At 38.4% G+C, this 14,522-nt stretch carries 9 protein-coding genes; 6 read left to right on the top strand and 3 right to left on the bottom strand.

All coding sequences use genetic code 11. The features are described 5' to 3' along the window. Window positions 1–208 precede the first annotated feature (208 nt). Window positions 209–859, top strand: a complete 651-nt coding sequence (locus ACT53H_RS12625; protein ID WP_004790013.1) for a response regulator transcription factor — start codon at window positions 209–211, stop codon at window positions 857–859. 43 nt (window positions 860–902) lie between these two features. Here ACT53H_RS12625 and ACT53H_RS12620 read toward each other — a convergent pair whose 3' ends face one another. Beyond that, the gene (locus ACT53H_RS12620) at window positions 903–1,670 is read right to left on the bottom strand and encodes a hypothetical protein (RefSeq protein WP_476009328.1); all 768 of its coding nucleotides are present in this window, start codon (window positions 1,668–1,670) and stop codon (window positions 903–905) included. A 388-nt stretch (window positions 1,671–2,058) separates the two neighbouring features. Further along, window positions 2,059–5,556: a hybrid sensor histidine kinase/response regulator gene (locus ACT53H_RS12615; RefSeq protein ID WP_447500806.1), complete on the bottom strand. Its 3,498-nt coding sequence runs from the start codon at window positions 5,554–5,556 to the stop codon at window positions 2,059–2,061. Window positions 5,557–5,737: 181 nt separating this feature from the next. Between ACT53H_RS12615 and ACT53H_RS12610 the strand changes: the two genes are divergently transcribed. The 4 genes from ACT53H_RS12610 to ACT53H_RS12595 all read left to right on the top strand — a co-directional run bounded on the left by ACT53H_RS12610 (window position 5,738) and on the right by ACT53H_RS12595 (window position 10,786). Then, window positions 5,738–6,070: a DUF485 domain-containing protein gene (locus tag ACT53H_RS12610; RefSeq protein WP_004790008.1), complete on the top strand. Its 333-nt coding sequence runs from the start codon at window positions 5,738–5,740 to the stop codon at window positions 6,068–6,070. A 1-nt stretch (window position 6,071) separates the two neighbouring features. Then, a complete protein-coding gene (locus ACT53H_RS12605) occupies window positions 6,072–7,787 on the top strand; it encodes a cation acetate symporter (protein ID WP_004790007.1) in 1,716 nt (571 codons plus the stop codon). 171 nt (window positions 7,788–7,958) lie between these two features. Then, complete coding sequence (locus tag ACT53H_RS12600) at window positions 7,959–8,651, top strand: ion channel (RefSeq protein ID WP_476009327.1); 693 nt, start codon at window positions 7,959–7,961, stop codon at window positions 8,649–8,651. Window positions 8,652–8,818: 167 nt separating this feature from the next. Continuing rightward, entirely contained in the window at window positions 8,819–10,786 is a 1,968-nt protein-coding gene (locus tag ACT53H_RS12595) for a BCCT family transporter (protein ID WP_474771283.1), read from the top strand. Window positions 10,787–10,848: 62 nt separating this feature from the next. On the opposite strand, the gene omp33-36 is transcribed toward ACT53H_RS12595, so the two are convergent. Then, a complete protein-coding gene (gene omp33-36 / locus ACT53H_RS12590; protein WP_474771281.1) occupies window positions 10,849–11,748 on the bottom strand; it encodes a porin Omp33-36 in 900 nt (299 codons plus the stop codon). 1,005 nt (window positions 11,749–12,753) lie between these two features. On the opposite strand from omp33-36, the gene ACT53H_RS12585 reads away from it, so the two are divergent. Beyond that, window positions 12,754–14,463, top strand: a complete 1,710-nt coding sequence (locus ACT53H_RS12585; protein WP_238612262.1) for a GGDEF domain-containing protein — start codon at window positions 12,754–12,756, stop codon at window positions 14,461–14,463. The last annotated feature ends 59 nt before the right edge of the window (window positions 14,464–14,522 follow it).

Here is a 14,522-nt window from a genome sequence, read left to right as displayed (position 1 = left end):
TATAGGTGATATATTTTTTATAATAAAAAGTAAGCTTATAAAAAAAACAGATTAATTTTGATTAAATGTTAAAAAACATCTGAATATTTTAGCTAAGTTCTGCATTTATCAACATTTTGCATAAAAATGGATAAGATGAACGTATCTTTCATCTAAATAGTAGGGTTACAATAGGCCATACTTATGCTCAAGATTACTTTAATCGCTTATGAATATTTTAATCGTTGATGATCATCCTTTGTTTCGTCATGCTTTAATTCAAGCAGTACGTTATAGCCTGCCACAGGCACAAATTCATGAAACAGCTTCGGTTGATGAGTTTTATGAGCGTTTGGAAAATGGGGCAGAACCTGATCTAGTCTTACTCGATTTAAATTTACCGGGTGCCTCAGGCTTTTCTGCTCTAGTCTATGTACGAGCACAGTATCCAGCTATTCCAATTATTGTGGTTTCTGCACATGAAGAAACTTCAATTATTCAGCGTGCGATTGCACATGGCGCGATGGGATATATTCCTAAATCTGCTCATCCAAGTCATATTGGTGAAGCGATTCGCCACGTCTTAGAAGGTGAAATCTGGTTACCGCCTAATTTGCCACCTAACCTTAATCTTGATCCGCGAGCGGCAGATGAAACTGCTTTAGCTGAACGTATTCAATCTTTAACACCACAGCAATTCCGTGTTTTGATGATGGTTGCGGAAGGTTTGCTAAATAAACAGATTGCCTATGAACTCGATGTTTCGGAAGCAACAATTAAAGCCCATGTAACCGCTATTTTTAGAAAATTAGGTGTGCAAAACCGTACACAAGCCGTATTGGCAATTAGTGCATTAAATATTGAAGATAAGAAAATCTAAAAATAAAAAAGACCTCAGTTGAGGTCTTTTTTATGTGTGCCACTTAAGCAAGGCAATCTTGCTTTGGTGTTAGGCTGTCGCAGTACAAAGGATTGAGTGCACATTGCAAATCATCGATCTGTTCTTGGGTCACATAGCCTTTACTTTTTAAATATTCAGCTACACGGTCATCACGTAAGCTTAAAAACGCTGCATCATAAACGCCTAAATCTACAAAAAGTGCAGCTGTTTCTAGGCTATTGAAGCGATCAAGGAAAATATCATTGCCATACATTAAGAAGATATGGTCGAGTTTTGCTTTTTCATCGACATGTAGTCGTTCGGCAAGTTGATCTGGATGAGTTTTAATAAAGAGTAAGTCAGAAAGCTCATCAAACTGAGTCATATCTAACTGATTTTCGCCAAGTTTGACATGGCCAAGCCAAGCTTTGAAAACAAGTACAGCTCCACCGCGAAGCAGCATGCTCCAAATTTGATGACGTGTATCGTGATCAAGATTTTCACTTTCAGTGCTAAGCACTTTTAAGAAGTTTTCTTCTTGTTGTGCCAATTTATCAAATAAGCCTAATCCTTGAGGATGATAAGCCGCAGGTGCAAATACATCAAAATTTAGATCATGAAATACATTAAGTGCGAGTGGGACTGCACTTTGATAAATCGTATTTAACGCTTTGATATGGGCTTCATTGAGTTTGCTGTTGGGAAAAATACTTTGCCAATCTAGTTCAGGAAGTAAAGCATTGGCACTGTATTGACGATAAAACTGTTGAGATGAGAGTTGGTTTTGTGGGCTGTTATCAGAAATATTCATGGCAATTGTCCTTTGCATTAATTCGTGAGCAGGGGTGCTTAATATAGAAATCGGTTAAAAAATGGTTATACATTTATCAAATGCGTTTGGAATAGTTATGTGTCATCAAGAATGCAAGTAGAATACGACTAAAGTCGTATATGGTGGTTCTAGCTAGATAATATTTTCTAAAAACAAATATTTATTAAATTGTAACTAAGTATACAAGTGTTCACTTACAAAAAAGATGGGCTTTGCCATAGAAAAAGGGCTGTTGGAAAGTTTAGCCAATTATTTAATCATCAAAAGTAGACTTTTTGAGCAGTTCTGCCTATTGGCTTAAATTAAACCTATAACTTTTGCCAAAAATCCCTCCCAAACTTATAAAAAGCTTGGGAGAGGAAAATGTTTAATCTGCCGCGCTGGCAATTTTAAGTCCCGATAGCCATGCTCTTAGAGAGGCCGGTTTAAGCGGTTTTTTGAGTAAAACGATATTCAGTTCTTTCAATTGCTGAGGTAACTCTGGATGAGAGTCTGCTGTAATTAAAGCAACCGGAACGTCATGCTGTCGATTTTGCAAAATAAAATCGACACCGAGTTGGTTGTTATTTAAATGCTGATCGATAAGCCAGACCTGAATATTCTCTTTTTGAATAATTTCTAGTGCTTGTTCTGGTTCAGTGGCTTTAAAAACCTCATAACCCCATCGACCTAATAAGCTACTCATTCCTTCTAAAATGGTTTCATCATTGTCTAAACATAAAATCCGGTAGGCTTTAGTTTTTAAAGGCACTGCCTGCACGGTTGGAGTTATCACTTTTGGCGCTTCTACGACTGGAACCTCAATCATAAAGCAGGAGCCTTTATTGAGTTGAGAGTAGACATGAACAGGATAATTCAACAAACCTGTCATACGCTGCACAATTGCGAGACCTAAGCCTAGGCCTTGCTCACCCCAAGGTGATAAATGCCCACAGCGTTCGAACTCTTGAAACAGTTTAATACGTTGTTCTTCGGCAATTCCGGGGCCTGTATCCCAAACACCAATACGAATATGATCAGGTTTTTGAGCCGAACGTAATACACCGACAATCACTCGGCCTTTGGCGGTATAACGTAATGCATTACTCACAAAGTTTTGAATAATACGTCGTATCCACTGTGGATCTGTGTCAATCCAGAACGATACATCGTGAACTTTGAGTGAAATATTTCGCTGAGCAGCAATCGATTTAAACTGTAGTTCAAGATCACTGAGTAAATCATGTAACGGGTAAGGCTGTCTTTTTGGCTGTATGCTACCGCCTTCCAAACGCGCAATATCGAGTAGGGCAGAGAGCATGCTTTCTGCACCATATAGAGCACGGTCAAGCTGTTGCAAAGTTTGTCGGTCTTCTTCTGTTGCAATGCTTTGTTCAAGAACGGTACTAAAGAGACGAGCCGCATGCATGGGTTGTAATAAGTCATGACTTGCCGCTGCAATAAATCGGCTTTTTGACATATTTGCCATATCGGCTTGTTCGCGTGCAAGCTGTTGCTCGGTTAAAGCATCTGCAAGTTGTTGAGTTCGGTCTTTTACTCGGGCTTCAAGTATTGCCTCATTTGCACGGAAAGCAGTAATGTCGGCGAATGTTGTAACAAAGCCCCCACCTGAAATAGGATTACCGCGCATTTGAATAACGCGTCCATCTTTACGAATTCGTTCAAATTCATGTGCACTTCCGACTTTCATCCAGTGTAAACGTTTACGAACATGTTCTTCGACTGAACCAGGGCCGCATTCGCCGCGTTCAGCGTTATAACGAATCAAATCGGCAATTGGACAACCCACATAAACTAAATCTTTCGGGTAGCCAAACAGTTTTAAATATTGGTTGTTCCAAGCGACCAAACACATATTTTTATCAACAACACTTACCCCTTGGGTCATGTGGTCAATCATGGTCATCAGCAAGTTTTGATTGAAACGTTGCCACTGTGAGGCTTGGTCTAAAATATTAGCGACTTGCCCTAATGCGAGGCCATTATTGATCATTGCTGTAGTGAGCAAAGTACGGGCAGAGGCTGCACCGATAATGCCAGCTAAATATTGCTCGGTAAAACGCCACCACATGCCATTGGCGATGCTATTGGGGTTGAGCGTGAGATGATTTTGCTCGCAAAAGTTCTCGAATGCTTGTGTTGTTGGTTGCTCACCTGTAATTCTTTTAGCAAGAGCGAATAGGTCACCTACTTTTAAACGTGCCGCATCGTGCGGTAAATAAGTTAAATCAGTAGAGGTATGCGGTGATGGCAATGGCTTAGTTTCATAATAGAAAAAGCTTTCTGCCTGAATTTGTTCTGCCACACTTGGGCGGTAAAGTTTAGAAATCCAAATATATAAAACAATATTTAAACCGAGTGACCAAATAACGCCGTGGGTTAAAGGTGCAAATGATTCAAAACCAAAAAGTGACTCTGGTCGTAAGGCGTTAATTCCAAAAGGGCCAAAAAGCAAAATACTTTGGGCAGTTTCCTGATAGGCCTCTGGCAAGCTACGTAAAATCGTTGGAAATAGTAATGTGTAACTCCACATCAAAAATCCAATAATGAGGCCAGCATAGACACCTTGTCGGCTTCCGCCTCGCCAATACAAGCCTCCAATAAGCGCGGGTGCAAACTGGGCAACGGCACTAAATGCCAATAAACCAAATACTGAAAGCTGGTTAATATCATTAAAGAAATGGAAGAATAAAAAGCCAAGTAGCATCACCGCGACAATACTAATACGACGGCTGAATTTAAGAACTTTAGGTAAATGTTTATCGTGACGTGACAGCAACTTAAAACGCCATAAGGCCGGCATAATCAAGTCGTTACTGAGCATAATAGACAAGGCAACAGATGAAACCAGCAACATGCCTGTTGATGCAGAGAACCCACCTAAAAAGGCCAGTAAAGCCAACCACTCTTGGTTATAACTCAGAGGTAATGAGAGTACTGCAACATCAGGCACAGTTAAGAACTTCGGTGCTGCATGTAATGCCCAGCTTGCGATCGGAATAATAGCTAAAATTGTTAAAATCAGATAAACCGCAAACCATTTACGTGCACCGCGAATATGCTTTTCATCTCGTAATTCGACTACTGCTACATGAAACTGGCGAGGTAGGCAGATAATTGCTAAACCTGCCAATAAGGTCTGAATCCAGAAAGTTTCAGGCACACCAAACAACTGAACTTCTTGAAAGGTTTGGTTCACATCTGATGTGACTTGGACAAGGTTCGCTGGTGTTTCAAAAATAAAAAATAAAGCAACGCAAATCAGCGCGAATAATTTTACAAAAGATTCAAATGCCACAGCTAACATGAGGCCACCATGCTGCTCGGTATTGGCAATTTGCCTTGTACCAAAAATCATGGCCAAAATAGCCAGTACACTGGTTAAAAGCAAAACACTATTGGTCGTTGTATGGATATGAGCATTCTGTTCCATAATGACAGAAGTACTTAAAGCAATCGCACGTAACTGTAAGGCTAGATAGGGAATAATTGCGATTACAGCCAAAATGGTAACCAGTGATGCCAACACCCCACTTTTCCCATAACGCGCCGCAACAAAGTCAGCAATTGAGGAAATTGCGTGGTGCTGGCGTACCCGACCTAAACGTCGCCAAATGTCATAGCCAAACCAGACAAATAAGAGAGGGCCTAAGTAAATAGGTAAGAAAATGACGCCTTCTCGAACAGCTGCACCAGTCGCGCCATAAAATGTCCATGATGAACAGTAAACACCCAGTGTTAAGCTGAACAAGAACATGCGGCCACGTGTACTCAGACGGCTGGCATGCTTTTCACCAAAAAAAGCACAAATAAATAAGAGTGCTATATAAAGGGTGAGTACCCCAATAATCAGCCAGCTGTTCATATGACTCACATGATTAAAACCTTGTGTCTATCATACCCCAAGCAGAAACAAAGCTATAAATTGATTAAATTTTAACGACCAAAGTCTAAGTTACGAATTACACGTAATTTTGCTAACTTTAATCCTGAGAAACTATTATTAAAAAGTGGCCAAGGCTGGGCACAGGGCAAGGAGTTTGGTTATGGATCAGAACCAAGTAGAACAGATTCTACGCAATCCAAAGTTTCAAAAGATGGTCAAGAAAAAAAGTACATTAAGTTGGACGCTTACAATCATCATGTTAGTTCTTTATGTGGGTTTTATGCTGCTTGTTGGCTACAACAAAGAATTTTTGATGAGTTCATTTAGTGGTGGTGTAACGACATGGGGAATCCCACTAGGTTTAGGAATTATCGTTTTATCTTTCCTATTGTGTGGTGTGTATTCCTTTATCGCGAATAGTACCCTTGACCAGTTGAGTGAAGAAGCGTTGAAGGAAGTTGAAGCCATCACGCATGAGAAAGGACTACACTAATATGAAATGGAATTCATTAAAAGCGAAAGCTTTATTGGCAGCAGCATCGCTATATTCAACAGTGGCTATGGCAAGTCCGGACTTAGGTGAAGCTGAACAGCAAGCCACCAACTGGCATGCCATTATCATGTTTGTCATTTTTGTTGGTTTCACTTTGTTCATTACGAAGTGGGCTGCGAAGCAAACCCAATCAACACAAGATTTCTATACAGCAGGTGGTGGAATCAGCGGTTTCCAGAATGGTCTGGCAATTGCGGGTGACTATATGTCTGCTGCATCTTTCCTTGGTATTTCCGCACTAGTGTTTAGTTCAGGCTTTGATGGCTTGCTTTACTCGCTTGGTTTCATGGTAGGTTGGCCAATCGTTTTATTCTTGGTTGCAGAACGTTTGCGTAACCTAGGTAAATATAACCTTTCAGATGTGGTTTCATTTCGTCTTGAAGAGAAACCAGTACGTACTTTAGCTGCAGTCAGTTCACTTGTTGTAGTGGCATTCTATCTGATTGCCCAAATGGTAGGTGCGGGTCAGCTCATTAAATTACTGTTTGGTTTGAACTACAACATTGCAGTCGTCATCGTTGGTCTATTGATGATGGCATACGTAATTTTTGGTGGCATGTTAGCAACAACATGGGTACAAATTATTAAAGCAGTCATGTTACTCAGTGGTGCAACCTTCATGGCATTCATGGTGATGAAAGCAGTTGGTTTCAGCTTCAGCAACATGTTTAGCCAATCAATTGAAGTTTTCAGTAAAGTACACGACATCAGCTTGGCCGATGCTTCAAAAATTATGGGGCCGGGTAAACTTGCGGCAAACCCAATTGATGCCTTGTCTCTAGGTTTGGCGTTGATGTTTGGTACAGCCGGTCTTCCACATATTCTTATGCGTTTCTTCACTGTAAAAGATGCAAAAGAAGCACGTAAATCGGTTGTAGTTGCAACAGGTTTTATTGGTTACTTCTATCTTTTAACTTTCATTATTGGTTTCGGTGCGATTCTTTTCGTATCAAACAACCCGCAATTCCTTGATGTTGCAAAAATGGCAGTAACAGGCAAACTTGAGCTTGTTGGTGGTAACAATATGGCAGCCGTGCATTTAAGTGACGCTTTAGGCGGTGACTTATTCATGGGCTTCATTTCAGCAGTAGCGTTCGCAACGATTCTTGCTGTTGTTGCTGGTTTAACACTTTCAGGTGCATCTGCAATCTCTCATGACTTATACGCTAACGTATTCAAAAAAGGTCAAACAACACCTGCTTCTGAACTTCGTATGTCAAAAATTGCAACATTGGGCTTAGCAATCTTTGCAATGGTGTTGGGTATCTTGTTTGAGAAGCAAAACGTAGCATTCATGGTTGGTTTGGCGTTCTCTGTAGCTTGTTGTGCAAACTTCCCGATTCTTGTTCTTTCAATGTTCTGGAAAGGCTTAACGACTCGTGGAGCGGTTATTGGTGGTGTTGTTGGTCTTGTAACAGCAGTAGTACTCATTGTTCTTTCTAAAGCAGTTTGGGTAGATACTTTAAAAATCTCTGATACACCAATCAACCCGTTCAATGGTCCAGCGTTATTTGCTATGCCATTGTCATTCCTTTGCTGTTGGTTCTTCTCGGTAACTGACAACTCTGCACGTGCTAAAAAAGAGCGTGCTGCTTTCGATGCTCAGTATGTTCGTTCAATGACAGGTATTGGTGCATCTGGTGCATCGGATCACTAAGACTAATATTGTCAGCTCATTCTTTAAAAAGCCCTACGGGGCTTTTTTTATACTTATTTTATTTCCAATCTAAAGTTTAGATATTAATAAAGAACAACTTGTTTGCCTGATTTTGTGTACAGTATTATTTGTTAACTCTCAAAAAAGCATAATGAAACAAGGAAAATAATAATGCGATCTATTATTGAGTTTTGGGCAAGTTTTCGCTTACTGCCTTCCGCATGGCTGTTACTGGTTCAGTTTATTTTATTGATTTTAGCCATGCTGACATTTGATAGTTTGCCTTACCGGACTTTAACCTGGTCATTAGGTGTTCTTGCTTTATTGTTGATTGCCAAAGTTATTCGCCAGACCCCGATGTTTACTTTTTTAGGCTTAACATTTGTGAGTGGTGCAATTCTGTCATCAGTACTGATTGTGTTGGGATATAGCAATTTATATATTCAGTTATTTGCCCATAGCTGTGAAGCGCTAGCTTACTTTTCGGCTGCTTACGGTTTATTTCGTTATATGTTTGCTGATCGATATTTAACAAGAGATGAATTATTTGCAGCCGCCGCGGTTTTTACTTTGCTTGCTTGGGGCTTTGCATTCCTTTACAACATTTGTCAGCTATTGATTCCTGCTAGCTTCCAAAATCCAAACAATGTTCATCATTTGCAGACTTGGTTAGATCTACTGTTCCTGAGCTTTAGCTTACAGTCAGCAACAGGTTTATCTGATTTAATGCCGCTTAGTCCACCAGCACGCGTTTTAGCCATGCTACAAATGTTTTGTGGCGTGATGTATCTCGCTTTGATTGTCACACGTTTAATCGCTTTACAATATATTACCCACCTCCCTAAAAAAAATTCAGATAAATAATGGAGGAGGTGTTTTAATTTATTTACACCTTTGTAACTGCAATATTCTTTAAGTTTATTTAGAGTGTTATCGGCTTTCTCTATTGAAAGATTTAACTTTGTTCATTCCGTGAATATCTCTAGGGGCTTAATGCCTGTCATTTTTCATTAAAATAACATGGAGGAGTTATGCCTTCCAAACAACCAGGTTGGTTTGCAAACGTTAATCCTAACGTATTTTTTGGTACGGTCATCATTATTGCTTTATTTTTAGCAGTGGTTGTGATTGCTCCGAGTTCTTTTGAACTTTTAACACAGCAATTAAAACAGTGGATTACTGATTCATTTAGCTGGTTCTATGTTTTATCTGTTGCCTTCTTTCTCATTTTATTGATTTATATCGCCTGTTCATCAATAGGTCGAATTAAATTAGGACCAGATCATAGTCAGCCTGAATATAATAATGGATCTTGGTTCGCCATGTTGTTTACAGCAGGGATGGGGATTGGGTTGATGTTCTTCGGCGTTGCCGAACCTGTCATGCACTATGTTAATCCACCAAGTGGGGATGCTCAGACTATTGATGCTGCACAGCAAGCATTAAGAGTTACTTTTTTCCATTGGGGCTTACATGCTTGGGCAATTTATGCCGTAGTCGGATTATCTCTAGCCTATTTTGCATATCGACATAATTTACCTTTAAAGACCCGTTCAGCCCTATATCCGCTCATTGGTAAAAAGATTTATGGGCCATTGGGAGATAGCATCGATATTTTCGCGACCATTGGTACGGTATTTGGTGTAGCGACTTCTCTCGGGTTTGGTGTCACTCAGATTAACTCTGGTTTACATTATCTTTTAGGTATAGAACAAAGCACTCATATACAGATTATTTTAATTGTCGTGGTGAGTATTTTGGCTTCTTTATCGGTCTTTTTAGGTCTAGATAAAGGGGTAAAACGCCTATCAGAATTAAATCTGATTTTAGCTGTTATTTTGCTAACGTTTGTTTTCATTTGTGGGCCAAGCATTTATTTGCTTCAAACGACAATTCAAAACACAGGTCAGTATTTTGCTAATTTATTTACAATGACCTTCAACCTTTATGCTTACCAACCGAATGGCTGGATAGGTGGTTGGACAATTTTGTATTGGGCTTGGTGGATTTCATGGTCACCATTTGTGGGTATGTTTATCGCACGTGTTTCACGTGGTCGCACCATTCGAGAATTTATTGTTGGGGTTTTACTCATTCCAACAGGCTTTACCATTATCTGGATGGGTTTCTTAGGAAATGCCGCCTTATTTAGCATTATCCATGAACACCAATCAACATTAATTCAGGCTGTTCAGCAAGATTCTTCAGTTGCACTCTTTGAGTTTTTAGGCCACTTGCCGTTGTCAGGTGTTATGAATGTTTTAGCCACCCTTTTGGTTATTCTTTTCTTTGTGACGTCTGCCGACTCTGGCGCCTTGGTAACGGATTATTTAACGTCAAAAACAGACAATTCACCTACTTGGCAACGTTTGTTCTGGACGGTGCTGATGGCTGTGCTCGCAATTATTTTATTGCTAGTCGGTGGCTTGGCTGCACTTCAGGCTTCCATCATTATGAGTGCATTGCCATTTACTGTGGTCATGCTTTTAATGAGTTGGGGATTAATAAAGGCCTTGCATCTTGATGTCACCAAAATGACAGCTATTCAAGAAGCGCGCATTACACCACGTGCGATTCATAATCCTCGAAGCTGGCAACAGCGTCTAGGGTTAATCATGCACTATCCTCATAATGAAGAAGAAGTAAGAGAATATATTGAAAAGCAAGTAAGTCGTGCATTTGAAAATATCAAACATGAATTTAGACGCCGTCACTTAGAAGTTTCAATTACTCAACTTGAAGATGGAATGCAACTTCGTGTGGACCATCACAATGAAATTAATTTTATTTATAAAGTTGTTTCACGTGAAACAGTACCGCCAAGTTTTTTAATTGGGCGTACTGAAGCTGAAGAGGGGCAATATTTCCAAGCTGAGGTCTTTTTAAGAGAGGGTGGGCAAAATTATGATGTGATGGATTGGACGCAAGAAGATTTAATTCAAGACATTATTGATCAATATGAACGTCATCTGTATTTCTTAAATATTGTGCGAAGCTAATATTTAGGTATAAAAAAAGGACTCAATTGAGTCCTTTTTTTTAATTCGATTTCTAAATTAAATTAGAAACGGAATTTAGCATTTAAGCCGATAGTTTGTGTATCGTAGCTAGACTTTTTAACGTCAGCTTTCATGTACGATGCACCAACTGCTACAGCTGGAGTAATGAAGTAGTTTACGTTACCACCCCAAGCTTGACGGAATTCACCAAGGTCATTACCTTTGATGTCAGCTGAACCATCGTTACCAACGAAAGATGCGCCAACGCTTAACTTAGGAGTTAAGTAAAGGTCAGTTTTCAAACCGTATTGGTTTTCTTGACCGAAAGCACCAGCAGCTTCAAAACCAATTGCCATGTTAGTTCCATCGATTGGACCTACATATTTAGCACGTGCTGTAACAGCATCTTGGTCGTCTTGAATCGCAGCAGTTTGGTTTACAGCAGAGTAGATACCGTTGCTGATGATGCCAAAGTTGTCTAAAGCGAATTGGTTAGCAACACTTGTATAACCAACAGTCATCAAGAAGTTAGGTAACAACATAGCACCAACTTCTAATGCATAACGGTCACCGTTGTCATCTTTAGAGAAGTTGTTTTTACCATCAACATCAGTGTGGTTGTAAGTTGCGCTAGCATAAACTGGTAAGTAAGGAGTAGGAACGTATGCCTCACCTTTAACGCCGTAAGTACCAACGTGGTAGTTTACGTTGCCTTGGTCATACTGTTGGTAGCTGTAACCTACAGATACGTTAGAAGCTTGGTTCAAGAAAGCTGCTTCAGCTAAAGGACCTTTAGTGGTATCAACATTTTTTAAATAATATGTACCAGCAACGTCACCAGTGAAGTTCTTATCGTTTGCAGTTGTGTCAACATATTCAGATTGACCTTGAACTTCAAATTGATAAGCATGAGCACCGGTCATGGCTAATAGTACAGCAGTGGCTAAACCAAGTTTTTTCATAATCATTTCCAGCAATAACAAGAGATAAAGCTGGGGTCATTGTATTGTAACAATTTATGAAGTCAATAATGAAAAAAAGGAATGTTAAAGATATTTGACACTTATGTTAAAATTGGTGAAAAACTAATCAAATGAAAAGTAAATTGTCAACCTGATAAAAAAATGAACATTTACAAGAGACTAATAATTATATTTCATAATGAATTTAGAAATAAATGTTTAAAAGTTATTACAAATATGATTGGAAAAACTGATTAATACAATCGGTTTTAACATTAAGTAAAATGTAAAGTTGCTTACATGTAGAGTAAAAAATCACCAATTTATTATCGTATTCATACTATTTTGAGGAATAGTTAACAATATTTAGATTAGTTTAACTAAAAAATTTAACTATTTTTAATTATTATATAAGTGAATAAAATAAAAGAAATCTCTATTTTAAGTTAAAAAATCGATTAAATTTTTAATTCTGATTAATTTAATCGACTTTACAAAAGTAGAGATAAGTCACATAATTCAATTGCAAAGTTCACTACCTAACGTTTTTAGGATTTAAAGTGCTTTCCCAGATACGATGTGTGTATCACATCAGATTTTACGAGCTCAGCTTTCCCCAAGGTTGAGCTTTTTTTTATCTATAAGAAAATCTTAAAATTATAAGAAAATTTATATGAACTTTATTGGAAAAATAATAGATCAAAAAGAACCCAGCTTAAAGCTGGGTAGTGGATGCTGGGAGAAGCGCATCCAAGAGGATAACTAGATATGTTTATTATCATTGCTAAAAATTTTTAATCTGTAAAATAGAGTTTTTTTATAAAAATCATTTAATTTTTCGATACTATTTATTTAAGCTTACTAAAATCTAGAAGCCCTATAATTATTAAAAGAGAAATGAAGGTTTTATTGATGAAATTCTAGTTATTAAAATGCTAGGATGGATTTAAGCCTAATTTATATCGTATTAAAAATGGCAGGACATTTACGGAGTACCAGCTAGAAATGTCAGGATTACGTTCAGAGCATATTAGTAATCGACTGTTCTTTTTTATGCTGGTTATTATTTTGTCCTTATTATTCATGGCTGTACCACTTATTGTGGGAAGCTATCAGGATTATATAAAAACTAGACAAGCCTTAGCCGAAATAAAAAGTTTAAGAGCAGTAGCAGATATTGCCTATAAAATTTCTAAGGAGCGTGCTCCTGCCAATAAGATGATGTCGAGCAGTCCTAGTGATTTATTAAAGAATCAGCAAGAATTAAAAAAGTTTCGTTTAATTGTTGATGCGCAAATTGATACAAGCATTCTTATCTTAAAACAAGCAGGCTATGTTTCATTAGCAAATGAGCTGCAAACCAATTTCAAAGAAAATCTTAGACAAGCCCGACGTGTCGTTGATTATTACGGTGAAACTCCTTATGGAGCCAGGACTTCCGTTCAAATGGATAACGCTATTTTAGGGATGTTTGGAGTCTGGGATCATTGCAGGGAAATACTGCAAAAACTGATGTTACAGCTAAAAAGTAAAGATAGTCGTATTTCTAATTACTTTACGCTCATTATAGTTCTAACCGATATGCGTGATCAGGCGGGACGGATGGCGTCTAATATTATTGCTCCTGTGAGCTTTAATGAAGAAATTCCAAGTAATAATCGTGCGCGCTCTCTACAAACTCAGCATCAATCTAGATATTTATGGATTTTGGTCGATACCTTGCAGCCTGAACAGGCAAAAACTCCTGAATACCGTCGGTTATATGCCCGAGTGAAATCAGAATTTATAGATAAGGGTATTCCGATTGTACAAAACCTATTAGATGAAAGCCAAAAAGGGGAGCCATATGATTTAAATGGTACTCAATTGACAGAGGCAATCGTAGGTAAATTTACCACCGTGGTTGATTTACAAAGTTATATTCTTGATGAAAGTGTAGCAATTGCAACTCAAGAAAATATAAGTGCCCGAAAAGGTTTTCTTTTAACTTTATTAATATCTTTAATTTCTTTAGCCACAGCGTTACTTACGCTGAATTATGCACAAAGAAGGGTATTTTCTCCTTTAATAAAAGCAAGAACTTTAATTTTAGATTTATCGCGTAGTTCTAATCATTGGACAGATGAGATGAATATGACAACCAAAGGTGAATTCCTTTCCCTGTTTGAAGCGATTGATCGATTACAGCGTATGTTGCAGCAGCGCGATGCTTTTGAATTCCAATTAAAGAATATTGCCAATACAGATCCATTAACTGGTGTGTCCAACCGTCTAGCTTTATCTGAATATTTAAAAATTGTTGAAAGTTACCCTCAAAAATTTACGCAAACGTGTTTAATGATTATAGATATTGATCGTTTTAAACAGGTGAATGACCAATATGGGCATATTGTAGGCGACCATGTCATTGTCAGTATTGCCGAGCAGTTAAAGCAAAATATTCGAAGTTCAGATTTAATTGTTCGTTATGGCGGAGATGAGTTTTTAATATTATTAGAACAGGTGCAATTTGTAGATGCCCGTCTTTTAGCAGAGAAAATTCGAATGGCGATTTCTTTAGAAGAGATTTGTTTATCTGGTTCCGATGAAAAATTGCATGTGTCTGTGAGTATTGGTTTTGCCATAGGCGCGGCGAGTTGGATAGAGCTTTTAGAGCAAGCTGACCGTTCTTTATTAAGAGCCAAAGCTAGAGGGCGAAATGCAGTTGAGGGGTAGATCAAACCCTTATGGACCTTATTTTGAAAAATCAAATTATCTGTGGTTTATTAGATATC

This window comes from Acinetobacter sp. DMC2 (genome assembly GCF_056314305.1).
Note: the sequence above shows the minus strand (reverse complement) of the source record. Positions and strands in the feature narration are given on the sequence as shown.

Coding starts and splice junctions, on each gene's coding strand:
- ACT53H_RS12625 (WP_004790013.1), top strand. CDS start 209: ATGAATATTTTAATCGTTGATGATCATCCTTTGTTTCGTCATGCTTTA.
- ACT53H_RS12620 (WP_476009328.1), bottom strand. CDS start 1,670: ATGAATATTTCTGATAACAGCCCACAAAACCAACTCTCATCTCAACAG.
- ACT53H_RS12615 (WP_447500806.1), bottom strand. CDS start 5,556: ATGAACAGCTGGCTGATTATTGGGGTACTCACCCTTTATATAGCACTC.
- ACT53H_RS12610 (WP_004790008.1), top strand. CDS start 5,738: ATGGATCAGAACCAAGTAGAACAGATTCTACGCAATCCAAAGTTTCAA.
- ACT53H_RS12605 (WP_004790007.1), top strand. CDS start 6,072: ATGAAATGGAATTCATTAAAAGCGAAAGCTTTATTGGCAGCAGCATCG.
- ACT53H_RS12600 (WP_476009327.1), top strand. CDS start 7,959: ATGCGATCTATTATTGAGTTTTGGGCAAGTTTTCGCTTACTGCCTTCC.
- ACT53H_RS12595 (WP_474771283.1), top strand. CDS start 8,819: ATGCCTTCCAAACAACCAGGTTGGTTTGCAAACGTTAATCCTAACGTA.
- omp33-36 (WP_474771281.1), bottom strand. CDS start 11,748: ATGAAAAAACTTGGTTTAGCCACTGCTGTACTATTAGCCATGACCGGT.
- ACT53H_RS12585 (WP_238612262.1), top strand. CDS start 12,754: ATGTCAGGATTACGTTCAGAGCATATTAGTAATCGACTGTTCTTTTTT.